Below are 26430 nucleotides of genomic sequence, written 5' to 3' on the forward strand. Positions count from 1 at the left end.
GCTCTCCGGGCAGACGAAAGGGGCGCCCCCGTCGGCGCGGGGGCGCCCCTTTCGGGCGTCCGGACCCGGTGCGGCGGTCCGGCGTCACGGTGCGGCCGGTCCCGGTCAGGGAGGCGGACCGGCCGCACCGGGGCCTACTTCTTGTCGAGCACGTCCTGCACCTTCGCGCGGACCTCGTCCGTGGCCAGGCCTCGGATGGTCAGCGTCGTACGGCGGCGCAGCACGTCGTCCGCCGTCTCGGCCCACTCGTGGTCGCGGGCCCAGACGACCTGCGCCCAGATCTCCGGGGCGTCGGGGTGGACCCGCTCGGCCAGCTCCGGGTTCTCGTTCGCCATGCGGGCGATGTCGAAGGCCAGGGAGCCGTAGTGGGTGGCCAGGTGCTTGGCGGTGTCGGCGGCCATGCGCGGACCGGGCGCCGGGTGGTCCACCAGGAGGCGGTGGGCGACCGCACGCGGGTTGGCGACGCCGGGCAGCGGCAGCTTCTTGGGCAGGGACGAGATCGGCTCGAAGTCGTCGCCGAGCGGGTGACCCGGCAGCGCCTCCAGCTTCTGCATCACCGTACGGCCGATGTGCCGGAACGTGGTCCACTTGCCGCCGGCTACGGACAGCATGCCGCCCTTGCCCTCGGTCACCACCGTCTCGCGCTTGGCCTTGGCGGTGTCGCCGGGACCGCCCGGCAGCACCCGCAGGCCGGCGAACGCGTAGGTGATCAGGTCGCGCTTGAGCTGCTGGTCCCGGACGGAGAACGCGGCCTCGTCCAGGATCTGGGCTATGTCCTTGTCGTTGACGGACACGTCCGCCGGGTCGCCCTCGAACTCCTCGTCGGTGGTGCCGAGCAGCAGCATGTCCTCCCAGGGGAGGGCGAAGGTGATGCGGTACTTGTCGATCGGGGTGGCGAGCGCGGCCTTCCAGGGGGAGGTGCGCTTCAGCACCAGGTGCGCGCCCTTGGACAGGCGGATGGACGGCGCCGCGCCCGGGTCCTCCATCCTGCGCAGGTGGTCGACCCAGGGTCCGGTCGCGTTCAGCACCAGACGGGCGTTGACCCCGAACTCCTCGCCGGAGGTCCGGTCCTTGAGGTCGGCGCCGGTGACCCGGCCGTTGGTGAAGCGCAGGCCGGTGACCTCGGCGTGGTTGAGGACGACCGCGCCCGCCTCGACGGCCGCGCGGACCGTCATCAGCGCCATGCGGGCGTCGTTCATCTGGTCGTCGCCGTACACGGCCACGGCCTTGAGGTTCTCGGTGCGCAGCTCGGGCACGTCCTGCGCCGCCTTGGCGGGGGAGAGCAGGTGGCCGACGCCGTCACCGAACGCGGAGAGCGCGGAGTAGGCGAAGACGCCCGCGCCGAGCTTCGCCGCGCCGTGCGGCCCGCCCTTGTACACGGGGAGGTAGAAGGTGAGCGGGTTCGCCAGGTGGGGGGCCACCTGGCGGGAGACCGCACGGCGCTCGAAGTGGTTCTCCGCCACCAGCTTCACCGCGCCGGTCTGCAGGTAGCGCAGACCGCCGTGGAGCAGCTTGGAGGAGGCGGAGGAGGTGGCGCCGGCGAAGTCGCCGGCGTCGACCAGAGCCACCCTCAGGCCGGACTGCGCGGCGTGCCAGGCGGTGGAGATGCCCAGGATGCCGCCGCCGATCACCAGAAGGTCGTACGACGCCTTGGAGAGCTGCTCCCTGGTCTCGGCCCGGCTCGGGTTCGAGCCGGAGGCCGGGTGCGTCCCCAGGGCAGGCACGGACTGCAGGGTGGACTGACTGGTCATATCGGGTACTTACTCCTCGTCAGAGCTGTCGTGGGGCAGCTCAGTCCTCGTCCTCGATCCAGCCCATGGTCCGGTCGACGGCCTTGAGCCAGTTCTTGTACTCACGGTCGCGGGTGTCCGCGTCCATACGGGGGGTCCACTCGGCGGCCCGGCGCCAGTTGGCGCGCAGTTCGTCGGTGCTGGACCAGAAGCCGACGGCGAGGCCGGCGGCGTAGGCGGCGCCGAGGCAGGTGGTCTCGGCGACCATCGGGCGCACCACGGGCGCGTCCAGGACGTCGGACAGGGTCTGCATCAGCAGGTTGTTGGCGGTCATGCCGCCGTCGACCTTGAGGGTCACCAGCTCGTCGCCGGAGTCCTTCACCATGGCGTCGGCGATCTCCCGCGTCTGCCAGGCCGTGGCCTCAAGGACGGCGCGCGCGAGGTGCGCCTTGGTGACGTACCGGGTCAGACCGGCGATCACACCGCGGGCGTCGGAGCGCCAGTGCGGGGCGAACAGACCGGAGAAGGCCGGCACGAAGTAGGCACCGCCGTTGTCCTCGACCGAGAGCGCGAGCGTCTCGATCTCGGCGGCGGTGGAGATCAGGCCCATCTGGTCGCGCATCCACTGCACCAGCGAGCCGGTGACGGCGATCGAGCCCTCCAGGGCGTAGACCGTCGGCTGGTCACCGATCTTGTAGCCGACCGTGGTCAGCAGACCGGCGTAGGAGTTGATGATCTTGTCACCGGTGTTCATGACCATGAAGGTGCCGGTGCCGTAGGTGGACTTGGTCTCGCCCTCGGAGAAACAGGTCTGGCCGAACAGGGCCGCCTGCTGGTCGCCGAGCGCGGAGGCCACCGGGATGCCGCCGAGCAGGTCGCCCAGCTTGCCGCCGGTGACCTCGCCGTAGACCTCGGCCGAGGAGCGGATCTCCGGCAGGATCTGCAGCGGCACGCCGATGGACTCGGCGATCTTGTCGTCCCACTGCATGGTGTGCAGGTTCATGAGGAGGGTGCGGGAGGCGTTGGTGACGTCGGTGACGTGCTTGCCGCCGTTGACACCGCCGGTCAGGTTCCAGATGACCCAGGTGTCCATGGTGCCGAAGAGGATGTCGCCCGCCTCGGCGCGCTCCCGCAGGCCGTCGACGTTGTCGAGCAGCCAGCGGGCCTTGGGGCCGGAGAAGTACGAGGCCAGCGGGAGGCCGGTCTCGCGGCGGAAGCGGTCCTGGCCGACGTTTCGGCCGAGCTCCCGGCAGAGGGCGTCGGTGCGGGTGTCCTGCCAGACGAGGGCGTTGTAGACGGGCTCACCGGTGTTCTTGTCCCACAGCACGGTGGTCTCGCGCTGGTTGGTGATGCCGATGGCCTTGATGTCGTCACGGGTGATGCCGGCCTTCTGGATGGCTCCGGCGACGACTTCCTGGACGTTGGTCCAGATCTCGTTGGCGTCGTGCTCGACCCAGCCCGGCTTGGGGAAGATCTGCTCGTGCTCCTTCTGGTCGACGGAGACGATCCGGCCGTCCCGGTCGAAGACGATGCAGCGCGAGGAGGTGGTGCCCTGGTCGATCGCCGCGATGAAGGGGCCTGCGGTGTGAGCGTCGGTCACTGTGTGCTCCTGAAAGATCCGTGGTGAAGGGGCTTTACGTACGGCGCGTGCTTCGAGGCGGTGTCTAAGCGAAGGCGACGTTGTATATGCCTGCCGCGATGGCGCCGCCGATCAGCGGACCGACCACCGGGATCCAGGCGTAAGCCCAGTCGGAGCCGCCCTTGTTGGGCAGCGGCAGCAGAGCGTGCACGATGCGCGGGCCCAGGTCACGGGCCGGGTTGATCGCGTAGCCCGTCGGGCCGCCGAGGGACAGACCGATCGAGACCACCACGAGCGCGGTGATCAGACCGCCGAGGATGCCGAGGCCGTTGCCCTTGTCGTTCAGGCCCTGGGTGAGGACCGCCAGGATCAGCACGACGGTGCCGATGATCTCCGTGGCGAGGTTCTGCGCCACGTTGCGGATCTCCGGACCGGTGGAGAAGACACCGAGGACCGGGCCGGCGCCCTTCTCCTGGGCCTCGACCGCCTTGGCCGTGGTGGCCTGCGCACCCGGACCGCCGACGATCTCCTTGTCGGTCAGGTGAGCGTGGAACTGTCCGTAGTAGGCGACCCACACCAGGGTCGCGCCGATCATCGCGCCGAGCAGCTGGCCGGCGAGGTAGGTCGGAACGTTGCTCCAGTCGCCGTCCTTGATGGCCAGGGCGACGGTGACGGCCGGGTTGAGGTGCGCGCCGGACAGCGGTCCGGAGATGTACACGGCCGTCAGGACGGCGAAGCCCCACCCGAAGGTGATGGCGAGCCAACCGGCGTTACGGGCCTTCGAGGCCTTCAGTGTGACGGCCGCGCAGACGCCGCCGCCGAGCAGGATGAGTATGGCGGTACCGATGGTCTCGCCGATGAAGATGTCGGAGCTGGACACCCGCGACTCCTTTGTCCTTCGTCCAGGGATAGCCGAACCCCGGGTCCCTCCGGTGGTTCTGGCGCCCTCGGGGGTGAGAGCGATTGCCGGTCCTTGGCGTTGTCACACTCTAGCGCGTATTGCCGGTAGGTGTTCGACAATGCCGACCGATGGACGGGAGTCTTGCTTCGGCGTTACGCATGCGTCAAGGGTTCTGTTATCGAAAACAGGATCGTTATTGATCGCTGCCGCTTATCACTCTTCGCGCGCAGACGTATGGATTTTGCTCCATATGTCCATTTCAGGGTATGGCGACAACCGGAACGCCGCCCGGCGTCCCGGTTTGTCCCCCCAGAGAGCCGCGCAGCGGCTCAGAACCGTCCCGCGCCCAGGTCCCTGGACACCGCGCGGGCACAGTCGCGCACCGCGGCGATCAGCTCGGGATGCAGCTCACCGTCCCGGCACAGCCGCTCCACGGCGCCGGTGACGCCGACCGCGCCCACGGGCATGCGGCGCCGGTCGTGGATGGGGGCGGCGACGGACGCCACGCCCTCCCAGGTCTCCTCCACGTCGGCCGCGTAGCCCCGCGCACGCGTGACGTCGAGCAGGTGCTCGAAGTCGTCCATGTCGCACACCGTGCGGTCGGTGAAGGGCTTGCGGTCGGCCTCCAGCGCCTCGCTGTGCGCCACCGGGTCGTAGGCCGAGAGCACCTTGCCGAGCGCGGTCGAGTGCAGCGGCTGCATGGCGCCGATCTCCAGCACCTGCCGGCTGTCGTCCGGCCGGAAGACGTGGTGCACGATCAGCACGCCCTGCTGGTGCAGGACCCCCAGGTACACGCTCTCGCCACTGGACCGGGCCAGGTCGTCGGTCCACACCAGGGCCCGCGCCCGCAGCTCGTGCACATCCAGGTAGGTGGTGCCCAGGCGCAGCAGCTCCGCGCCCAGCTGGTAGCGCCCGGAGGCGTCGTCCTGCTCGACGAACCCCTCCTGCTGGAGGGTGCGCAGAATGCCGTGGGCGGTGCCCTTGGCGAGGCCCAGTGACGAGGCGATGTCCGACAGGCCGAGCCGTCGCTCGCCGCCCGCGAGCAGCCGCAGCATCGCGGCCGCCCGTTCGAGCGACTGGATGTTCCGTGCCATCGCCGTCCTGCCTCCGTCCCCTATGACTGCCGCCGAACGCAGTCGTGCCGTCCATCGGTGCCGACACCTGTCGTACACCGCCGTACGTCTCGTTACCCGCCGTTCGGCAATGTCGAACACTACCGGTCCATGTCGACCTCCCGCTAATGGTCGGTCGACACCTGTTACATCACACGTGGTCCGGCCGTGGCACCACAGCCACCCGCGTCCGGCCCGTGGACGCCGCTGCCCATCCGCGCCGACTCCCGGTTACTCTGGCGCCGTGCGGCATCCCCGCCCGCCCGGGACGCCGCATAGCCGACAGCCGTCGCACCTAGGGAGCCCCTTCATGGTCTCGTTGCCGCCGTCCCCTTCCGCCGACAGCCGGACCCGTGCGTCCGCGCTCCGAGAGGCGCTCGCCACCCGCGTGGTGGTCGCCGACGGAGCCATGGGCACCATGCTCCAGGCCCAGGAACCCACGCTCGATGACTTCCAGCAGCTCGAAGGCTGCAACGAGATCCTCAACCTCACCCGCCCCGACATCGTCCGCTCCGTCCACGAGGCGTACTTCGCCGTGGGCGTCGACTGCGTCGAGACCAACACCTTCGGGGCCAACCACTCCGCCCTCGGGGAGTACGACATCCCCGACCGCGTCCACGAGCTGTCCGAGGCCGGCGCCCGGGTCGCCCGCGAGGTCGCCGACGAGTTCACCGCCAAGGACGGCCGCCCCCGCTGGGTGCTCGGCTCCATCGGCCCCGGCACCAAGCTGCCCACCCTCGGCCACGCCCCGTACATCACCCTGCGCGACGCCTACCAGCGCAACGCCGAGGGCCTGGTCACCGGCGGCGCCGACGCCCTGCTCGTGGAGACCACCCAGGACCTGCTGCAGACCAAGGCCGCCGTCCTCGGCGCCCGCCGCGGCCTCGCCGCCCTCGGCCTGGACCTGCCGGTCATCGTGTCGGTCACCGTCGAGACCACCGGCACCATGCTCCTCGGCTCCGAGATCGGTGCCGCGCTCACCGCGCTGGAACCGCTCGGCATCGACATGATCGGCCTGAACTGCGCCACCGGCCCGGCCGAGATGAGCGAGCACCTGCGCTACCTCGCCCGCAACGCCCGCATCCCGCTGTCCTGCATGCCCAACGCGGGCCTGCCCGTGCTCGGCAAGGACGGCGCCCACTACCCGCTGACCGCGCCCGAGCTGGCCGACGCCCAGGAGACCTTCGTCCGCGAGTACGGCCTCTGCCTCGTCGGCGGCTGCTGCGGTACGACCCCCGAGCACCTGCGCCAGGTCGTCGAGCGCGTCCAGGGCCTCACCCCGCCCGCGCGCGACCCGCGCCCCGAGCCCGGCGCCGCCTCCCTCTACCAGTCGGTGCCGTTCCGCCAGGACACCTCCTACCTGGCCATCGGCGAGCGCACCAACGCCAACGGCTCCAAGAAGTTCCGCGAGGCCATGCTCCAGGCCCGCTGGGACGACTGCGTGGAGATGGCACGCGAGCAGATCCGCGAGGGCGCGCACATGCTCGACCTGTGCGTCGACTACGTCGGCCGCGACGGCGTCGCCGACATGGAGGAACTCGCCGGCCGCTTCGCCACCGCCTCCACCCTGCCGATCGTGCTGGACTCCACCGAGGTCGACGTCATCCAGGCGGGCCTGGAGAAGCTCGGCGGCCGCGCGGTGATCAACTCCGTGAACTACGAGGACGGCGACGGCCCCGACTCCCGCTTCGCCAAGGTCACCCAGCTGGCCCGGGAGCACGGCGCCGCCCTGATCGCGCTGACCATCGACGAGGAGGGCCAGGCCCGCACCCCCGAGAAGAAGGTCGAGATCGCCGAACGGCTGATCGCCGACCTGACCGGGAACTGGGGCATCCGTGAGGACGACATCCTCATCGACACCCTGACCTTCACCATCTGCACCGGCCAGGAGGAGTCCCGGGGGGACGGCCTCGCCACCATCGAGGCGATCCGCGAGCTGAAGCGGCGCCACCCGGCCGTCCAGACCACCCTGGGCCTGTCCAACATCTCCTTCGGCCTGAACCCGGCCGCCCGCATCCTGCTGAACTCGGTCTTCCTGGACGAGTGCGTGAAGGCGGGCCTGGACTCGGCGATCGTGCACGCGTCCAAGATCCTGCCGATCGCCCGGTTCAGCGAGGAGGAGGTCCGCACGGCCCTGGACCTGATCTACGACCGCCGGTCCGAGGGCTACGACCCCCTGCAGAAGCTCATGCAGCTCTTCGAGGGCGCCACCGCCAAGTCCCTGAAGGCCGGCAAGGCCGAGGAGCTGGCCGCGCTGCCGCTGGAGGAGCGCCTCAAGCGCCGCATCATCGACGGCGAGCGCAACGGCCTCGAAGCCGACCTGGACGAGGCCCTCGCGGACCGCCCGGCACTGGACATCGTCAACGACACCCTGCTGGACGGCATGAAGGTCGTCGGCGAGCTGTTCGGCTCCGGCCAGATGCAGCTGCCGTTCGTCCTGCAGTCCGCCGAGGTCATGAAGGCGGCCGTCGCCCACCTCGAACCGCACATGGAGAAGTCGGACGCCGAGGGCAAGGGCACGATCGTCCTCGCGACCGTCCGCGGCGACGTGCACGACATCGGCAAGAACCTCGTCGACATCATCCTGTCCAACAACGGCTACAACGTCGTCAACCTGGGCATCAAGCAGCCCGTCTCCGCGATCCTGGAGGCCGCCGAGGAACACCGGGCCGACGTCATCGGCATGTCCGGCCTCCTGGTGAAGTCCACGGTGATCATGAAGGAGAACCTGGAGGAGCTGAACCAGCGCGGACTGGCCGCCCGCTTCCCGGTCATCCTCGGCGGCGCCGCCCTGACCCGCGCCTACGTGGAACAGGATCTGCACGAGATCTACGAGGGCGAGGTCCGCTACGCCCGTGACGCCTTCGAGGGCCTGCGCCTGATGGACGCCCTCATCGGCGTCAAGCGCGGCCTGCCCGGCGCCAAGCTGCCCGAACTCAGGCAGCGGCGCGTCCGTGCGACGGCCGCCACCGAGGTCGAGGAGCGCCCGGAGGAGGGGAACGTCCGTTCCGACGTGGCCACCGACAACCCGGTGCCGGCCCCGCCGTTCTGGGACACCCGGATCGTCAAGGGCATCCAGCTCAAGGAGTACGCGAGCTGGCTCGACGAGGGCGCGCTGTTCAAGGGCCAGTGGGGGCTGAAGCAGGCCCGCACCGGCGAGGGCCCCTCGTACGAGGAACTGGCGGAGACCGAGGGCCGCCCCCGGCTGCGCGGCCTCCTGGACCGGCTCCAGACGGAGAACCTGCTGGAAGCGGCCGTCGTCTACGGCTACTTCCCCTGTGTGTCCAAGGACGACGACCTGATCATCCTGGACGAGCACGGCAACGAGCGGACCCGGTTCACCTTCCCGCGCCAGCGCCGCGGCCGCCGGCTGTGCCTGGCCGACTTCTTCCGTCCGCAGGAGTCCGGGGAGACCGACGTCGTCGGACTGCAGGTCGTCACCGTCGGCTCGCGCATCGGCGAGGAGACCGCGAAGCTCTTCGAGGCCAACTCCTACCGTGACTACCTCGAACTGCACGGCCTGTCCGTCCAGTTGGCCGAGGCCCTGGCCGAGTACTGGCACGCCCGGGTCCGCTCCGAGCTCGGCTTCGCCGGCGAGGACCCGGCCGACATCGAGGACATGTTCGCCCTGAAGTACCGGGGCGCCCGCTTCTCCCTCGGTTACGGCGCCTGCCCCGACCTGGAGGACCGCGCCAAGATCGCGGACCTGCTCCGGCCGGAGCGGATCGGCGTCCACCTGTCCGAGGAGTTCCAGCTGCACCCCGAGCAGTCCACGGACGCGATCGTGATCCATCATCCGGAGGCGAAGTACTTCAACGCCCGCTGAGCCCTCCGGGGCTTCGGCCGCTCGTCGCCCCCACCCGCCGTTGCGCTGTCCGGGCGTGCGCGGGTGCGGGTACGGGTGCGTGGGTGCAGTCTCCCGGGCATGCCGAAAGCCCTCTGGGCCGCGCCAGGGGTGTTTCCAGGGATACCCCAGGACACGAGTGGTAAACGAGGCGTTTTGGTCGTCGGAGACGTACACTTGTCGGCCCACTACAGGCCGGTTCCCTGTCCGGGAGCCGGCCTGCTCGTCCCTCAAGGAGGTGCGCCCGGATGACCAGCACGGTCCCCGCGCTCGGAACCCGTACGGCGGAAGGCTCAGCTCTGCAGGCCGTGCTCCTCGACATGGACGGCACCCTGGTGGACACCGAGGGCTTCTGGTGGGACGTCGAGGTCGAGATCTTCGCCGGCCTCGGCCACCCCCTGGACGAGTCCTGGCGGCACGTCGTCGTCGGCGGCCCCATGACCCGCAGCGCGGGCTTCCTCCTGGAGGCCACCGGCGCCGACATCTCCCTCGCCGAACTGACCGTGCTGCTCAACGAGGGCTTCGAGGACCGCATCGACCGTGCCCTGCCGCTGATGCCGGGCGCCGCGCGGCTGCTGGCCGAACTCCACGAGCACGCCATCCCCACGGCCCTGGTCTCGGCCTCCCACCGGCGCATCATCGACCGTGTGCTGAGTGTGCTCGGCCCGCACCACTTCGCGCTGTCCGTCGCCGGCGACGAGGTCTCGCGCACCAAGCCCTTCCCCGACCCCTACCTGCTCGCCGCCGCCGGGCTCGGGGCACGGCCGGACAGATGCGCGGTCGTCGAGGACACCGCGACCGGTGTCGCCGCCGCCGAGGCCGCGGGCTGCCGCGTCGTCGCCGTCCCCTCCGTCACCCCCATCACCCCGGCCGAGGGGCGCACCGTGGTGACCTCACTGGAAGAGGTCGACCTGGCATTTCTGCGCGGCCTGATGACGGAAATGCGCTAGCCGTTCACACTGCGTGCCATGTCCATTGGCCCGGGTGGACAAATTTCCGGGGAAGTACACCCGAGTGGAATTCCGGCCAGGCCGCCCGGCCGAATTCCACTGACTCGCCGCACAGTTGGGAGTGTGACGTTCCCCACCTCCAAGGGTCTCGACAAGCCGGGTCAAGTGTGCTGACCGACCCACTTCGGGCGGGACCGGCGGGGCTTTGTGTCCCGATTGGTGGGAAGCTGCACTAATCCTGCCGCTGTCGGGTTTTCGGTGTGTCCGCACCTGGTTTCACTGCGTGATGGCGGGTCAACTCGCGGGGCCGTGAGCGCCCCTGCGGGCGCGGACTAATCTCGTCGCGAGAACATCGCCGCAACCCCCCGTGATCCGCCGCACCACCCATGCATGTCGGATACACGGAGCCGAACAGCTCTGGAGAAACTCCCGCATGAACCGCAAGACTTTGGTGCTGCCGGCGGTGGCCGGCCTGCTCACCCCGGTTCTCGCCGCGTGCGGCGGATCCGACGGCGGCAGCAAGAGCGGCGACGCCATCGTCGTCGGCACCACGGACCGGTTCACCGCCACCAGCGACGCCCCGGCGCCCCTCGACCCGGCCTACGCCTACGACGTCGGCACCTGGAACATCCTGCGCCAGACCGTGCAGACGCTGATGGCCCAGCCCAAGGGCGAGGGCGACCCCGTCCCGGACGCCGCCGAGAGCTGCTCCTTCACCGACAGCGGCAGCGAACGCTACGCCTGCAAGCTCCGCGACGGCCTGACGTTCGCCGGCGGCGACCCGGTGACCGCCCAGGACGTCAAGTACTCCATCGAGCGTGCCCTGCGCATCAAGGCGACCAGCGGTGTGTCCTCCCTGCTGAACACCATCGACACCATCGAGACGCAGGGCGACCGCGAGGTCGTCTTCCACCTCAAGACCGCCGACGCCACCTTCCCGTACAAGCTGTCCACCCCGGTCGCGGCCATCGTGAACCCGAAGGACTACCAGAAGGGCAAGCTGCGCGACGGCTTCGAGGTCGACGGCTCGGGCCCGTACACCTTCCACGCCGACACCAGCGGCAACGCGATCACCACCGCCACCTTCACCAAGAACCCCGCCTACAAGGGGGCCGTGAAGGTGAACAACGACAAGGTGGAACTGCGCTCCTTCGCCGACGCCGACGCCATGAGCGCCGCCATCGACAAGGGTGACATCGACGTCATGAGCCGCACCATGTCGCCCGCCCAGATCCAGAAGCTGGACGCCGGCAGCGACGACAACGTCGACCTCGTCGACATGCCCGGCCTGGAAATCCGCTACCTGGCCTTCAACACCGACGCGCCGAGCGTGAAGTCCAAGGCCGTACGCCAGGCCATGGCCCAGATCATCGACCGCGCGGCCCTCGTCTCCAAGGTCTACGGCACCCAGGCCGAGCCGCTGTACTCGCTGGTCCCGGCCTCCGTCACCGGCCACTCCAACTCGTTCTTCAACAAGTACGGCAACCCCAGCGTCGTCAAGGGCAAGGACCTGCTGACCAAGGCCGGCATCACCACCCCGGTCAAGCTGACCCTGCACTACACCACCGACCACTACGGCTCCGCCACCAAGAAGGAGTTCGAGGTCCTGCAGCAGCAGCTCAACAACAGCGGCCTGTTCGACGTCTCCATCCAGGGCCACACCTGGGAAACCTTCCGCCCGGCGGAGCAGAAGGGCCAGTACGACGTCTACGGCATGGGCTGGTTCCCCGACTTCCCCGACGCGGACAACTTCCTCGCGCCCTTCCTCGACAAGGACAACTTCCTCGGCTCCCCGTACTCCAACAGCGCCATCCAGCGCACCCTGATCCCCGCGTCGCGCCGCGAGGCCAACCGGCTCAACGCGGCCAAGAGCCTGACGCAGATCCAGGACACCGTCGCCGAGGACGTGCCCGTCCTGCCGCTGTGGCAGGGCAAGCAGTACGTCGCCGCGCGGGACGACATCACCGGTGTCGCCTACGCCCTCAACTCCTCCTCGACGCTCCAGCTGTGGGAGCTCGGCCGCGGTGTGAGCGGCTGACGGCTCTCTCATCCGGGGGCCGGGGACGGCTGCCCCGGACAACCCGGGGCCAGGACGGCGGCCCCGGGGTGACGAACCGACGACAAGGCACATTTCAAGTGAACATGCGCAACCAGTGGCCGGTCCTGCCCATCGTGGCGGGGCTGGCCTCCGGCCTGTTGACCGGCTGCGGCTCGGAGAGCGGTGATTCCGGGGGGACCGGCTCCTCCGTGGTGATGGGGATGTCCGACGACGTCCTCGCCACGGACCCGGCATCCGGCTACGACCCCGGCTCCTGGCTGTTGTTCGACAACGTCTTCCAGTCGTTGCTCAGCTTCCCCAAGGGCGCGACCGAACCGCAGCCGGAGCTGGCGAAGGAGTGCTCCTTCACCGACTCCCGCGCCACGGTCTACCGGTGCGTGCTCAAGGACGGCCTGAAATTCAGCAACGGTGACTCCCTCACCTCGAAGGACGTGAAGTTCTCCTTCGACCGCATGCTGAAGATCAACGACCCCGCGGGGCCCGCGATCATGTTCCCGATGCTCGGCAGCATCGACACCCCGGACGCGAAGACGGTCGTCTTCCACCTGAAGTCCTCCGACGCCACCTTCCCCAGCAAGATCGCCTCCGGCGCGGGCTCGATCGTCGACCACCGCCAGTACGACGCGAACGGCCTGCGCACCGACGACAAGGCCGTCGGCTCCGGCCCCTACGAGCTGGACTCCTTCGACAAGGACCAGGCGGTCTTCTCCGTCAACGGCAACTACAAGGGCACCGCCAAGATCAAGAACTCCGGCGTCACGCTGAAGTTCTTCCACGGCGACCGCACCGCCCTGAAGCAGTCCCTGCTCGACGGCGACATCGACCTCGCCTACCGAGGCCTGTCCGCCTCCGACATCGCCGGCCTCGACCAGCAGGACGGCAGCAAGGGCGTCGACGTCATCGAGGGCACCAGCGCCGAAGTCCAGCACCTGGTCTTCAACATGAAGGACCCGGTCGCCGGGAAACTCGGCGTCCGCAAGGCCATGGCCTACCTCATCGACCGCGACGCCCTCATCAAGAACGTCTACCAGGGCACCGCCACCCCGCTGTACTCGATCATCCCGGCGGGCATCGTCGGCCACAACACCGCGTTCTTCGACACCTACGGCGCCCGCCCCTCCCAGGCCAAGGCCGCCGCCGCGCTGCGCACCGCCGGCATCACCGGCAAGGTCAAGCTCACCCTGTGGTCCACGCCGTCGCGCTACGGCCCCGCCACCGACGAGGAACTCAAGGCCATCGCCGGACAGCTCAACGCCAGCGGCCTGTTCGACGCCGACGTGAAGTCCGCCGCCTTCGACCAGTACGAGAAGGACATCGCGGCCGGCAAGTACGGCGTCTACGTGAAGGGCTGGGTGCCGGACTACCCCGACGCCGACAACTTCACCGCGCCGTTCTTCGGCCAGGGCAACGTGCTGGACAACAACTACCGCAACCGCGCCATCACCGGCACCCTCATCCCCGCCACCGCCGCGCAGAGCGACCGGTCCGCCACCGACAAGGACTTCGCACGGCTGCAGAGCATCGTCGCCGCCGAACTGCCCGTCCTGCCCGTCTGGCAGGCCAAGCAGTACGCGGTCGTCCGCGACGGCGTCTACGGCCTGGAGTACTGCCTCGACGCCTCCACCGTGTTCCGGTTCTGGGAACTCAGCAAGAGCTGAACCCGGCTGACGCCGCCGAAGCACCGAAGGGCGCCCCTCTCCACGCGGAAGGGGCGCCCTTCGCCGTCACGGCGGACCGTCCGGCTACTGCGCGCCGGGACGCACCAGCCCGCTCTCGTACGCGTACACCGCCGCCTGCACCCGGTCCCTGAGACCCAGCTTGGTCAGCACATGCCCCACATGCGTCTTCACCGTCGTCTCGCTGACGAACAGATCCGCCGCGATCTCCGCGTTCGACAGGCCGCGCGCCACCAGCTTCAGCACCTCCACCTCACGGTCGGTCAGCGTGCTCAGCGTGTTCGGCACCGGCTCCTCACCGGACGGCAGATGACCGGCGTACTTGTCCAGCAGCCGGCGCGTGATGCTCGGGGCCAGCATCGCCTCACCGGCCGCCACCACCCGGATCGCCTGCACCAGCTCGTTGGCCGGCGCGTCCTTCAGCAGAAAACCGCTCGCCCCGGCCCGCAGCGCCTCCACCACGTACTCGTCCAGATCGAACGTGGTCAGCACCAGCACCTTCGCCGGACCGTCCCGGCCCGGGCCGGTGATCTGCCGGGTCGCCTCCACGCCGTCCATCCGCGGCATACGGATGTCCATCAGCACGACGTCCGGCTGCAGGGCCCGTACCTGATCGAGGGCCTGCAAGCCGTCACCGGCCTCGCCGACGACCGCGAGATCCTGCTCGGCCTCCAGGATCATCCGGAAACCCGTACGCAGCAGGGGCTGGTCGTCGACCAGTAGGACACGGATGGCCACGTGACACTCCTTCGCTAGTCCCGGACCATTCTGCCCTGCCCGTGCTCCGTACCTCACACCGTCCCGGGCTCGGCCGCCCGCACCGGCAGCGGATACGGCGGGGGAGTGCCGCCGAACTCCGGACAGTGCGCCTGGTGATCGCACCAGCCGCACAACTTGGTCGGCCGTGGCCGCCACTCCCCGCTCTCCGTGGCCTGCCGGATGGCGTCCCACAGCGCGCGCAGCTTGCGCTCCACCCGCTCCAGATCGGCGAGGTCCGGGTCGTACGTCAGCACATCCCCGCTGCCCAGATAGACCAGCTGCAGCCGCCGCGGCACCACTCCCTTCAGCCGCCACACCACCAGGGCGTAGAACTTCATCTGGAACAGCGCGCCCTCCGCGTATTCCGGCCTCGGTGCCTTCCCCGTCTTGTAGTCGACGATCCGGACCTCACCGGTCGGCGCCACGTCCACCCGGTCGATGATCCCGCGCAGCCGCAGCCCCGACTCCAGCTCGGCCTCCACGAACAGCTCCCGCTCGGCCGGCTCCAGCCGTGTCGGATCCTCCAGCGTGAACCAGCGCTCGACCAGCCGCCCGGCCTCGGCCAGCCAGCCGGCCAGCCGCTCCCCGTCCGGATCGTCGGCGAACAGCTCCGTGACCTCCGGCCTGCTCTCCCGCAGCCGGTCCCACTGACCAGGGATCAGCGACTTGGCCCGCGGCGCCGTCCGCTCCGCCGCCGGCGCGTCGAACAGCCGCTCCAGCACCGCGTGCACCAGCGTGCCCCGCGTCGCCGCCGCGCTCGGCTTCTCCGGCAGCCGGTCGATCACCCGGAACCGGTACAGCAGCGGACACTGCATGAAGTCACTGGCCCGGGACGGTGACAGCGAAGTCGGCGCCACGGCCACCCGCCCGGCACCGCCTTCGGCCCCGCCCCCCACCGCGACCTCCGGCCCGGCTACGGCACCCGGGTCAGGGGCCACCTCCGGAGCCGGGCACACCCCGGAAGCGGGGGAGGTCTCCGAAGCGGACGCGCCCTCGGGAGCGGGGGAACCGTCCGAAGACCCAGGCCCCCCGTGCGCCTCCGCGGCCGCCGATGTGCTCGGCACCGGCGCGGGGGCCGCCGGAGCCGTCATGGGGGTCGCCGACCGCCCCTCGCCCGGATCCGTCTGCTCGGCGCGGCCCGGCAGGGCTCCCGCGTCCTCGATGCTGCTGTCCATGTCCACAGACCTTACGGCCCACCACTGACAGTCACCCACTCGTCGCCCGCCCCGGCCACGCGACCGCGGGGCGAACACAAGGGGTGCCGGGGCGAAACGCGCCACCACGGCCGCATACCATCGACCAGAGACCCTTCCGTCCGGCAGGTGCGGAAGACGCTTCGAACGAGGGGACACCGTGGACGTGAGCGGCGGGAGCGGGCAGCCGCGGTCCGGCAAAGACGAGCCGGCCGAGCACCCCGCGGGTCCGACGGCCCCGACGACCGGCCCCACCCACCACGCCGGCCCGGAGCCCGAAGAACCCGCCGCGCGCCCAGCCGCCGAGAACACCGGTGACGCGACCGCCCCCGAAACCACCGCCGACACGGACGCCGACGGCACGACCGGCGTCACGAGGGCCACGGGTACGGGCGACGCCCCGCCCGCGGAGCGGACCCCCGACGGCGACGGCCCGGAGGACACCGGCGCCGGCAGCGCGACGGGCGACACCGCCGGCGGGACCCTCGGGGGCGCCGACGAGCCCGGCACCGCGACCGGCGACACCAGCGGCACGGGATCCCAGGCCCACGGCACGAGCTCCGAGGCCCACGGCACGAGCTCCGAGGCCCACGGCACGAGCTCCGAGGCGGACGGCACGAGCTCCGAGGCGGACGGCACGAGCTCCGAGGCCCACGGCACGCCCGCCCCGCCCCCCACCCACCCCGAAGACGCCCCGGCACCCGGTACCGGCACCCCGCGCGGACCAGAACCCGAGCACAGGTCGCTCGCCCACTCCGGCATCGCCAAGGGCGAACCCCCGCGGCCGCGGCCCAAGGAGCCCGGTGGGGGCATCCTCATGGGACGGCCCTTCGGCGTGCCGGTGTACGTCGCGCCGAGCTGGTTCCTCGTCGCCGCCCTGATCACCTGGGTCTTCGGCGGCCAGCTCGACCGCGTGCTGCCCGAGCTGGGCGCCGCCCGCTACCTGGTCTCCCTCTTCTTCGCCGTCGCCTTCTACGCCTCCGTCCTGGTCCACGAACTGGCCCACACGGTCGCCGCGATCCGCTTCAAACTCCCGGTCCGCCGCATCCAGCTGCAGTTCTTCGGCGGCGTCTCCGAGATCGAGAAGGAGGCCGAGACCCCGGGCCGCGAATTCGTCCTGGCCTTCGTCGGCCCCCTGCTCTCCCTCGTCCTCGCCGGGCTGTTCTACCTCGCCATGAAGCCCGTCGAGCCCGGCACCGTCCCCGGCGTCCTGCTCGCCGGCCTTATGATCTCCAACCTCATCGTGGCGATCTTCAACCTCCTGCCCGGCCTGCCCCTGGACGGCGGCCGCATGCTCCGCGCCGTCGTCTGGAAGATCACCGGCAAACCCATGAGCGGCACAGTCGCCGCCGCCTGGGTCGGCCGCGCGCTCGCCGTCACCGTCCTGATCGGCCTGCCCCTGCTGAACCAGTCCGGCGCCCTCGGCGGCGACAGCGCGGACGCACGCGGCATGGACACCGTCACCGACGCCCTGCTCGCGGCCATCCTCGCCGCGATCATCTGGACCGGTGCCGGCAACAGCCTGCGCATGGCCCGCCTGCGCGAACACCTTCCCGAGCTGCGCGCCCGCGCCCTCACCCGGCGCGCCGTACCGGTCGAGACCGACACCCCGCTCTCCGAAGCCCTGCGCCGCGCCAACGCCGCCGGAGCCCGCGCCCTGGTCGTCGTCGACGCCCACGGCAACCCCCTCTCCCTGGTCCGCGAGTCCGCCATCGTCGGCGTACCCGAACACCGCCGCCCCTGGGTCCCCGTCAGCGGCCTCGCCCAGGAACTGAGCGACGGCATGCGGGTCTCCGCCGAGCTGGCCGGAGAAGAACTCCTGGACGTCCTGCGCGCGACCCCCGCCACCGAGTACCTGGTGGTCGAGGAGACCGGCGAGATCTACGGCGTCCTGTCGGCGGCGGACGTGGAGCGGGCCTTCGTCAAGGCGATGGCAAGGCCCACCCCCTAGCACCCCCGGCCGGAGCGCGCCCCGCCTCGGGCGCGGGGCGGTGCCCCCGTACGGTCACCGGCGCGATGGGCCACCCACGGCCCGCGCCCTCCGCACGCACCGCAGGCCCCCGCCCCCCTCCACTGGTCGGAGACCCCCGCAGGGAACCGGTAGTCTGGTCACATGTCCGAACCGACCGGTGCCGCCCGCAGGCGCGGGCCCTTCAAGGTCGGGGACCAGGTACAGCTGACCGACCCCAAGGGTCGCCACTACACGTTCACGCTCGAAGCCGGGAAGAACTTCCACACCCACAAGGGCTCCTTCCCGCACGACGAACTGATCGGCGCTCCCGAGGGCAGCGTTGTCCGCACCACCGGCAACGTCGCCTACCTCGCGCTGCGCCCCCTGCTCCCCGACTACGTCCTGTCCATGCCCCGCGGGGCAGCCGTCGTCTACCCCAAGGACGCGGGGCAGATCCTCGCCTTCGCCGACATCTTCCCCGGCGCACGCGTCGTCGAGGCCGGCGTCGGCTCCGGCTCGCTCAGCAGCTTCCTGCTGCGCGCCATCGGCGACCAGGGCATGCTGCACTCCTACGAGCGCCGCGAGGACTTCGCCGAGATCGCCCAGCAGAACGTCGAGCGCTACTTCGGCGGCCCGCACCCCGCCTGGCAGCTCACCGTCGGCGACCTCCAGGACAACCTGTCCGACACCGACGTCGACCGCGTCATCCTCGACATGCTCGCCCCCTGGGAATGCCTGGAGGCCGTCTCCAAGGCCCTCGTCCCCGGCGGCATCCTCTGCTGCTACGTGGCCACCACCACCCAGCTCGCCCGGACCGTCGAGTCCATCCGCGAGATCGGCTGCTTCAACGAGCCGACCGCCTGGGAGACGATGATCCGCAACTGGCACATCGAGGGCCTCGCCGTCCGCCCCGACCACCGCATGATCGGCCACACCGGCTTCCTGCTCACCGCCCGTCGCCTCGCCGACGGCGTCGAGCCCCCCATGCGCCGCCGCCGCCCCGCCAAGGGCGCCTACGGCGAGGACTACGCCGGCCCCAACGCCGACGGCGGCACCGGCCGCTGACCGACCCCCACACAGCACAACGCACGGGCGCCGTGCCCGAGTTCCCCGCACCCACGGGAACTCGGGCACGGCGCCCGCACGTTGACACGGCACCAGGACGCCCAGCCCCCGCCGGTGAGCCCCCCCCGCCTGCGGAAATCCCGGACCCCGCCGTTCCCCCGCACTGTGACGTGTGGCACCATGCTGGCCACCCCCCACCGGCACAGCCCTCCTCACAGGAGACACTCCTAGTGCAGCAATCCGCCGTTCCGGAGCTCGCCCACACCCACACCCGGCCCATCCACTGGGTCGCCACCGCCACAGCCGTCGCCGGTGTCGTGGCCCTCTCCTCCGTCGTACAGCCCGGATCGGCCACGGCCGCCCAGGCCGCCCCCGGCACACACACCACATCCGCCCACGCCGCCGTCCCACCGCCCGGCACCACCGGCGTGGATTTCCCGCTCCGGTGCGGACCCGTGCAAGCCGTGGTCGCCAAGAAGGCCACCGGAGACCTCGACGGCGACGGCAGACCGGAAACAGTCGCGGTCGTGCACTGCGACTCCGCCATGGGCACCCCGCCCGACGGCGTCTACGTCCTCACCCGGTCCACCGACAACGGCACACCACGCATCGTCGCCACCCTCGTCGACCCCAAGGACCGGCTCACCGTCACCGACTTCTCCCTGCGGGCACGAACCGTCGGCGCCACCCTGCTCGGCTACTCCTCCGACGCCGTCCCCAACTGCTGCCCCGACCTGAAAACCCCGGTCGAATGGCACTGGAACGGCAGCGCGTTCATCCGCTCCACCCCCGCCGACGCCCACAGCGTCTGACAGCGGGCCCGGCCCGGACTCACTCCGCGTCGGGCCCGTACACCTCGACCCCGTCCCCGACGCGGCGCACATGAATGCACTCGCCGGGACACTCCCTGGCCGAATCCACCACGTCCGCGAGCAGCGGCAGCGGCACCGGCGTCGTCGCCCCGGCGCTCTGCAGCAGCTCCTCGTCCGCGCCCTTCACATAGGCCAGCCCGTCGATGTCCAGCTCGAACACCTCGGGGGCGTACTGGGCGCAGATCCCGTCGCCGGTACACAGGTCCTGATCGATCCAGACCTCCAGCGCCTCCCCACCCGGGGCCTCCTGCTGCACGGTCACCTCTCCTGCCGTCGAATCGCCGGACGGAACCGGCGCCGCACGGGCCAGCCGGGTCCGCACCAGCGGCTGTTGAACACCCCCGACCCTACCTCCGGCCGTTCTCCGCCCACGCTCCACCCGGACTCCACCGCCACGGGTTTCCCTCCCACCCCACTCGGGTACCAGCGCCCGACCAGCACAAGGGCGTCCGCGCCCCGGCACCCACCACTTCCAGCCGGGCCGGCCGTGACACCGCCCGTGCGAACCGTCGCTCTGCGTGAGGAACGCGCGAGCGCCCCGAGTGCTGCCCGCACACCGGCCCAACCCGCCCCACCGGACAACTCCGGCCAGTCCTGAAGGGTTTTGACCACGCAATGCCCGGAACAAGCTGCTTCCCCATCACGTTGAGTGGGTATCCCCTCCGTGCGAGGGAGAGCGCACCGGGTGACCGACGACACACCTTGACAGTCTTTGTGATCTAGGGGTTTCAATCGACACCCACCCAGGTAGGGTCTGGAAGCGTCCAGCTCCCCTTGGAGGAGGTGAGGACCGTGGCAGCCCACGACGACGACATGAACCGCGGCATCCGCCCGGGACGAGGGTCCGACGACCCGGCCGGGCAGATCGCCTACCTTGAGCAGGAGATCGCCGTCCTGCGACGCAAGCTCGCCGACTCTCCGCGACACACGAGGATTCTCGAAGAGCGGATCGTCGAGCTGCAGACGAACCTGGCCGGCGTGTCCGCCCAGAACGAAAGGCTGGCCAATACCCTCCGCGAGGCCCGCGACCAGATCGTGGCCCTCAAGGAAGAGGTCGACCGGCTCGCCCAGCCGCCCGCCGGCTTCGGCGTCTTCCTGCAGGCCAACGAGGACGGCACGGCCGACATCTTCACCGGCGGCCGCAAGCTCCGCGTGAACGTCAGCCCCAGCGTCGACCTCGACGACCTGCGGCGCGGCCAGGAAGTCATGCTCAACGAAGCGCTCAACGTGGTCGAAGCCATGGAGTACGAGCGCGTCGGCGACATCGTCACCCTCAAGGAGATCCTGGAGGACGGCGAACGTGCCCTCGTCCTGGGGCACACCGACGAGGAACGGGTGGTACGGCTCGCCGAGCCGCTGCTGGACGTCACCATCCGGCCCGGCGACGCCCTCCTGCTCGAACCCCGCTCCGGCTACGTCTACGAGGTCGTCCCCAAGAGCGAGGTCGAAGAACTCGTCCTCGAAGAAGTCCCCGACATCGGCTACGAGCAGATCGGCGGCCTCGGCAACCAGATCGAAGCCATCCGCGACGCGGTCGAGCTGCCGTACCTCTACCCAGACCTCTTCAAGGAGCACGAGCTGCGCCCGCCCAAGGGCGTCCTGCTCTACGGCCCCCCCGGCTGCGGAAAGACGCTCATCGCCAAGGCCGTCGCGAACTCGCTGGCCAAAAAGGTCGCCGAGGTCACCGGCCAGGCCGCCGGCAAGAGCTTCTTCCTCAACATCAAGGGCCCCGAGCTGCTCAACAAGTACGTCGGCGAGACCGAGCGGCAGATCCGCCTCGTCTTCCAGCGTGCCCGGGAGAAGGCCAGCGAGGGCACCCCGGTCATCGTCTTCTTCGACGAGATGGAATCCCTCTTCCGCACCCGGGGCTCCGGCGTCAGCTCGGACGTGGAGAACACCATCGTCCCCCAGCTCCTCGCCGAGATCGACGGCGTGGAAGGCCTGCAGAACGTGGTCGTCATCGGCGCCTCCAACCGCGAGGACATGATCGACCCCGCCATCCTGCGCCCCGGCCGCCTCGACGTGAAGATCAAGATCGAGCGCCCCGACGCCGAAGCCGCCAAGGACATCTTCGGCAAGTACCTCACCGAACGCCTCCCGCTGCACACCGACGACCTCGGCGAGCACGGCGGCGACAAGGCCACCACCGTCCAGAGCATGATCCAGACGGCGGTCGAGCAGATGTACGCCGAATCCGAGGAGAACCGCTTCCTGGAAGTCACCTACGCCAACGGCGACAAGGAAGTCCTTTACTTCAAGGACTTCAACTCCGGCGCCATGATCGAAAACATCGTCGGACGCGCCAAGAAGATGGCGATCAAGGACTTCCTCGAAAAGAGCCAGAAGGGCCTTCGCGTCTCCCACCTCCTCCAGGCGTGCGTGGACGAGTTCAAGGAGAACGAGGACCTGCCCAACACCACCAACCCCGACGACTGGGCCCGCATCTCCGGGAAGAAGGGTGAACGGATCGTCTACATCCGCACCCTCATCACCGGAAAGCAGGGCGCGGACACCGGACGCTCCATCGACACGGTGGCGAACACCGGTCAGTACCTGTAAAAGCAGGGCGGCTGCGGGTGCCCTCGCCGGGTACCCGCAGCCGACTGTTTTTCTGGCCACGACCGGAGCAGGCAATGACGCAAATGATCTCCCCACCAGCGCAAAGGCGTTCTAGGCTCGTTCCTACCGCCGAGTCGCGCAGTGCGGGGACGGGCACCGCACACGCACCGGAGCGCCAGCGGTACGTGAGCGGCGCCCTCGACCGAGGGTGCCGCCGGGCAAGGAGGGCCGCATGACCGTACGGCGAGTAATGGGCATCGAGACGGAGTACGGGATCTCCGTCCCCGGCCACCCCAACGCCAATGCCATGCTCACCTCATCCCAGATCGTCAACGCCTACGCGGCGGCGATGCACCGGGCCCGCCGGGCCCGCTGGGACTTCGAGGAGGAGAACCCGCTGCGAGACGCGCGAGGCTTCGACCTCGCCCGGGAGGCCGCCGACGCCAGCCAGCTCACCGACGAGGACATCGGCCTCGCCAACGTCATCCTCACCAACGGTGCACGGCTCTACGTCGACCACGCCCACCCCGAATACAGCGCCCCCGAGGTCACCAACCCCCGCGACGCCGTCCTCTGGGACAAGGCCGGCGAACGCATCATGGCCGAAGCGGCCGAACGAGCGGCCCAGCTCCCCGGCGCCCAGCCCATCCACCTCTACAAGAACAACACCGACAACAAGGGCGCCAGCTACGGCACGCACGAGAACTACCTGATGAAGCGGGAAACCCCTTTCTCGGACATCGTGCGCCACCTCACCCCCTTCTTCGTCTCCCGCCAGGTCTTCGCCGGAGCCGGCCGCGTCGGCATCGGCCAGGACGGCCACGAACACGGCTTCCAGCTCAGCCAGCGCGCCGACTACTTCGAAGTCGAGGTCGGCCTGGAGACGACCCTGAAGCGGCCCATCATCAACACCCGGGACGAACCGCACGCCGACGCGGAGAAGTACCGCCGCCTGCACGTGATCATCGGCGACGCCAACCTCTCCGAGATCTCGACCTACCTCAAGCTGGGCACGACCGCCCTGGTCCTGTCCATGATCGAGGACAGCTTCATCGCGGTGGACCTGGCCGTGGACCAGCCCGTACGCACCCTCCACCAGGTCTCCCACGACCCCGGCCTCAAGCGCCTGGTCACCCTCCGCAGCGGCCGCACCCTCACCGCCGTCCAGCTCCAGATGGAGTACTACGAGCTGTCCCGCAAATACGTCGAGGAACGCTACGGCGCCGACGCCGACGAACAGACCAAGGACGTCCTGAGCCGCTGGGAGGACACCCTCACCAGGCTCGAGAACGACCCCATGAGTCTCGCCGGCGAGCTGGACTGGGTGGCCAAGCGCGAACTGATGGAGGGCTACCGCCGCCGGGACGGCCTCGACTGGGACGCCGCCCGCCTCCACCTCGTCGACCTCCAGTACGCCGACGTACGCGCCGAGAAGGGCCTCTACAACCGCCTGGTGGCCCGCGGCCGCATGAAGCGCCTCCTGGCAGAGTCCGAGGTCGACCAGGCCCGTACGAAGCCCCCGGAGGACACCCGCGCCTACTTCCGAGGCCGCTGCCTGGAGCAGTACGCCGACGACGTGGCCGCGGCCAGCTGGGACTCGGTCATCTTCGACCTGCCCGGCCGGGACTCCCTCCAGCGCGTCCCAACCCTGGAACCACTACGCGGAACGCGAAATCACGTCAAGGAACTGCTGGACCGCTGCCGCACGGCGGAAGACCTGGTCAGGGTCCTGTCGGGCGGCTGAGCGCGATCAACGGCGAGACCAGCGGGTACTCGTACCGCCCCGGGCGGACAGGGTGGAAATCCCCCCGCCCGGGAATCATCGAGATGGCCCCCGCACGTTGTGGAAACTGCGGGGCCGATGTCGGACCCGGCTTGTAGGGTCTGATCATCACCGATCGGCAGGCGAACTGAGCGGGGTGAGGGTTATGGCAACCAAGGACACCGGCGGCGGTCAGCAGAAGGCGACGCACTCCACCGACCAGGTCGAGGAGCAGACGCAGGACGCGCAGGCTTCGGAGGACCTCAAGGAGCGCCACGAGAAGCTGAGCGATGACGTGGACTCCGTCCTCGACGAGATCGACGACGTACTTGAGGAGAACGCGGAGGACTTCGTCCGCTCGTTCGTACAGAAGGGCGGTCAGTAGCCTTCGTATTGAAGGTTGCGGGGGAATCTGGGCTTGGGAAGCGAAGATGGCGTGAAGCGCTGTTCGCGGTGCAGGCAGCACAGGCCGCGGGCAGCGTTCGCGCGGCACAAGGCGATGCGTGACCGTTCGCAGGTCTCCCGCCGTGAGCGCACGGCGGCCTCACCGAAGCCGGGCGTGACGCGATGACCGCCGCTCGGCGGGGCCTGTGCGCGATCTGTTGAGATGCCCGGCCCGTGCATGTGGATCACTGCCACAAGACGGGTAGGGTCCGAGGCGTACTGTGCTTCAACTGCAACTCGGCCATCGGCAAGTTGGGTGACAACCCCGGCCCCGTGTGCCGGGCCGCCGCCTATCTGGAAGGAAACTCGTGGAAGCCAATACTCGTGGCACCGGGCGTCTACCAGCTGCCTTCCTGACGCCAGGGTCCTCCTCCTTCATGGACTTCCTCTCCGAGCACCAGCCCGAGCTGCTGCCCGGCAAGCGGCAGCTGCCGCCCACGCAGGGCGTGCTGGAGGCGCCGCACGGCACGACCATCGTGGCCGTCACCTTCCCCGGGGGCGTGGTGCTCGCCGGTGACCGGCGGGCGACCATGGGCAATGTGATCGCCCAGCGGGACATCGAGAAGGTGTTCCCGGCGGACGAGTACTCCGCCGTCGGTATCGCCGGTACCGCCGGCCTGGCCGTGGAGATGGTCAAGCTCTTCCAGCTGGAGCTGGAGCATTTCGAGAAGGTCGAGGGCGCCCAGCTGTCGCTGGAGGGCAAGGCGAACCGGCTGTCGACGATGATCCGGTCCAATCTGGGCATGGCCATGCAGGGGCTGGCCGTGGTGCCGCTCTTCGCGGGGTTCGACGTGGACCGGGAGAGGGGCCGCATCTTCTCGTACGACGTGACGGGTGGCCGCAGCGAGGAGCACAACTTCGCGGCGACGGGTTCCGGCTCGATCTTCGCGCGTGGTGCGATGAAGAAGTTGTACCGTGCCGACCTGACCGAGGAGCAGGCGACCACGCTGGTGGTGCAGGCCCTGTACGACGCGGCTGACGACGACTCGGCGACCGGTGGTCCCGATGTCGCCCGCCGGATCTACCCGATCATCACCGTGATCACCGAGGACGGTTTCCGCCGGCTGACGGACGACGAGTCCTCAGAGCTCGCCCGCGCGGTGCTGCAGAAGCGCCTGGAGGAGCCCGACGGCCCCAAGGCCGCCCTGCTCTGAGTGCGGGCCCCGCTTCTCATCGAGGTGATCCAGTGACCATGACAGAAAGGGACGGATAACCGGTGTCGACGCCGTTCTATGTCTCACCCCAGCAGGCCATGGCCGACCGGGCGGAGTACGCCCGGAAGGGCATCGCCCGTGGCCGCAGCCTGGTGGTCATGCAGTACGCCGACGGCATCGTGTTCGTCGGTGAGAACCCGTCCCGGGCGCTGCACAAGTTCAGCGAGATCTACGACCGGATCGGCTTCGCGGCCGCCGGCAAGTACAACGAGTACGAGAACCTGCGGATCGGTGGTGTCCGCTACGCCGACCTGCGTGGTTACACCTATGACCGTGATGATGTGACCGCGCGTGGGCTGGCCAACGTCTACGCCCAGACGCTCGGCACGATCTTCTCCTCGGCGGCCGAGAAGCCGTACGAGGTGGAGCTGGTCGTGGCCGAGGTGGGGGAGACCCCGGAGGGCGACCAGATCTACCGGTTGCCGCACGACGGGTCCATCGTGGACGAGCACGGTTCGGTCGCGGTGGGCGGTAACGCGGAGCAGATCAGCGGTTACCTGGACCAGCGTCACCGTGACGGCATGAGTCTGGCGGAGGCGCTCAAGCTGGCCGTCCAGTCCCTGTCGCGTGACACCAACGGCAGCGAGCGGGAGATTCCCGCGGAGCGTCTGGAGGTGGCGGTGCTGGATCGGACGCGTCCGCAGAAGCGCAAGTTCAAGCGGATCGTCGGCCGTCAGCTGGCGCGTCTGCTGGAGGCGGACGGTGCGGCGACGGAGGCGGAGAGCTCCGAGGAGGAGAACTCCGAGGAGGAGTAGTCCCG

The 26430-nt window shown here is 69.8% G+C and carries 20 protein-coding genes; 13 read left to right on the forward strand and 7 right to left on the reverse strand.

The genetic code is table 11. The features are described from left to right. Nucleotides 1–134: 134 nt before the first annotated feature. From IE244_RS16260 to IE244_RS16275, 4 genes are all read right to left on the reverse strand, one after another. The gene (locus IE244_RS16260) at nt 135–1751 is read right to left on the reverse strand and encodes a glycerol-3-phosphate dehydrogenase/oxidase (protein WP_191874242.1); all 1617 of its coding nucleotides are present in this window, start codon (nt 1749–1751) and stop codon (nt 135–137) included. Between the two features lie 40 nt (nt 1752–1791). After that, nucleotides 1792–3330 (reverse strand): glycerol kinase GlpK, encoded by a 1539-nt coding sequence (gene glpK, locus IE244_RS16265; protein WP_191874243.1) that lies wholly within the window; start codon nt 3328–3330, stop codon nt 1792–1794. A gap of 64 nt (nt 3331–3394) precedes the next feature. After that, complete coding sequence (locus IE244_RS16270) at nt 3395–4189, reverse strand: MIP/aquaporin family protein (protein WP_031162136.1); 795 nt, start codon at nt 4187–4189, stop codon at nt 3395–3397. Between the two features lie 350 nt (nt 4190–4539). Next, the gene (locus tag IE244_RS16275) at nt 4540–5304 is read right to left on the reverse strand and encodes an IclR family transcriptional regulator (protein ID WP_191874244.1); all 765 of its coding nucleotides are present in this window, start codon (nt 5302–5304) and stop codon (nt 4540–4542) included. Nucleotides 5305–5632: 328 nt separating this feature from the next. Here IE244_RS16275 and metH point away from each other — a divergent pair, with 328 nt between their 5' ends. The 4 genes from metH (at nt 5633) to IE244_RS16295 (ending at nt 13833) form a co-directional block, all read left to right on the forward strand. Next, nucleotides 5633–9148, forward strand: coding sequence for a methionine synthase (gene metH / locus IE244_RS16280; RefSeq protein WP_191874245.1), 3516 nt, complete (start codon nt 5633–5635; stop codon nt 9146–9148). Between the two features lie 266 nt (nt 9149–9414). Next, nucleotides 9415–10116, forward strand: a complete 702-nt coding sequence (locus IE244_RS16285; RefSeq protein ID WP_191874246.1) for an HAD family hydrolase — start codon at nt 9415–9417, stop codon at nt 10114–10116. A 433-nt stretch (nt 10117–10549) separates the two neighbouring features. Beyond that, on the forward strand, nt 10550–12154 hold the full coding sequence (locus IE244_RS16290; RefSeq protein ID WP_191874247.1) for an ABC transporter substrate-binding protein: 1605 nt from the start codon (nt 10550–10552) through the stop codon (nt 12152–12154). Nucleotides 12155–12252: 98 nt separating this feature from the next. After that, nucleotides 12253–13833 carry an ABC transporter substrate-binding protein gene (locus IE244_RS16295; protein WP_191874248.1) on the forward strand — a complete coding sequence of 527 codons (1581 nt, stop codon included), beginning with the start codon at nt 12253–12255 and terminating at the stop codon, nt 13831–13833. Between the two features lie 84 nt (nt 13834–13917). Here IE244_RS16295 and IE244_RS16300 read toward each other — a convergent pair whose 3' ends face one another. Both IE244_RS16300 and IE244_RS16305 read right to left on the reverse strand, forming a co-directional pair. Further along, nucleotides 13918–14589, reverse strand: a complete 672-nt coding sequence (locus tag IE244_RS16300; protein ID WP_031162123.1) for a response regulator — start codon at nt 14587–14589, stop codon at nt 13918–13920. A gap of 53 nt (nt 14590–14642) precedes the next feature. Next, nucleotides 14643–15785 carry a RecB family exonuclease gene (locus tag IE244_RS16305; protein WP_229854149.1) on the reverse strand — a complete coding sequence of 381 codons (1143 nt, stop codon included), beginning with the start codon at nt 15783–15785 and terminating at the stop codon, nt 14643–14645. Nucleotides 15786–15963: 178 nt separating this feature from the next. Between IE244_RS16305 and IE244_RS16310 the strand changes: the two genes are divergently transcribed. The 3 genes from IE244_RS16310 to IE244_RS16320 all read left to right on the forward strand — a co-directional run bounded on the left by IE244_RS16310 (nt 15964) and on the right by IE244_RS16320 (nt 19631). Then, a complete protein-coding gene (locus IE244_RS16310; protein ID WP_191874249.1) occupies nt 15964–17754 on the forward strand; it encodes a site-2 protease family protein in 1791 nt (596 codons plus the stop codon). 162 nt (nt 17755–17916) lie between these two features. Further along, nucleotides 17917–18819, forward strand: coding sequence for a tRNA (adenine-N1)-methyltransferase (locus tag IE244_RS16315; RefSeq protein WP_031162116.1), 903 nt, complete (start codon nt 17917–17919; stop codon nt 18817–18819). A 230-nt stretch (nt 18820–19049) separates the two neighbouring features. Next, entirely contained in the window at nt 19050–19631 is a 582-nt protein-coding gene (locus IE244_RS16320; protein WP_191874250.1) for a hypothetical protein, read from the forward strand. Nucleotides 19632–19650: 19 nt separating this feature from the next. On the opposite strand, the gene IE244_RS16325 is transcribed toward IE244_RS16320, so the two are convergent. Beyond that, on the reverse strand, nt 19651–19953 hold the full coding sequence (locus IE244_RS16325; RefSeq protein WP_191874251.1) for a ferredoxin: 303 nt from the start codon (nt 19951–19953) through the stop codon (nt 19651–19653). Between the two features lie 530 nt (nt 19954–20483). On the opposite strand from IE244_RS16325, the gene arc reads away from it, so the two are divergent. The 6 genes from arc to prcA all read left to right on the forward strand — a co-directional run bounded on the left by arc (nt 20484) and on the right by prcA (nt 26425). Further along, complete coding sequence (gene arc / locus IE244_RS16330; RefSeq protein ID WP_031162109.1) at nt 20484–22250, forward strand: proteasome ATPase; 1767 nt, start codon at nt 20484–20486, stop codon at nt 22248–22250. Nucleotides 22251–22482: 232 nt separating this feature from the next. After that, nucleotides 22483–23994, forward strand: coding sequence for a depupylase/deamidase Dop (gene dop, locus IE244_RS16335; protein WP_373305749.1), 1512 nt, complete (start codon nt 22483–22485; stop codon nt 23992–23994). 184 nt (nt 23995–24178) lie between these two features. Next, nucleotides 24179–24397 carry a ubiquitin-like protein Pup gene (locus IE244_RS16340; RefSeq protein ID WP_191874253.1) on the forward strand — a complete coding sequence of 73 codons (219 nt, stop codon included), beginning with the start codon at nt 24179–24181 and terminating at the stop codon, nt 24395–24397. Between the two features lie 239 nt (nt 24398–24636). After that, nucleotides 24637–24813: an endonuclease domain-containing protein gene (locus IE244_RS16345; protein ID WP_229854160.1), complete on the forward strand. Its 177-nt coding sequence runs from the start codon at nt 24637–24639 to the stop codon at nt 24811–24813. Further along, the gene (gene prcB / locus IE244_RS16350; RefSeq protein WP_191874254.1) at nt 24765–25610 is read left to right on the forward strand and encodes a proteasome subunit beta; all 846 of its coding nucleotides are present in this window, start codon (nt 24765–24767) and stop codon (nt 25608–25610) included. Before IE244_RS16345 ends, prcB begins: the two co-directional genes overlap by 49 nt. Before the next feature lie 62 nt (nt 25611–25672). After that, a complete protein-coding gene (gene prcA, locus IE244_RS16355) occupies nt 25673–26425 on the forward strand; it encodes a proteasome subunit alpha (protein ID WP_031162099.1) in 753 nt (250 codons plus the stop codon). Nucleotides 26426–26430 lie beyond the last annotated feature (5 nt).

Origin of the sequence: Streptomyces filipinensis (genome assembly GCF_014649495.1) — a bacterium.
Classification (GTDB): Bacteria; Actinomycetota; Actinomycetes; order Streptomycetales; family Streptomycetaceae; genus Streptomyces; species Streptomyces filipinensis.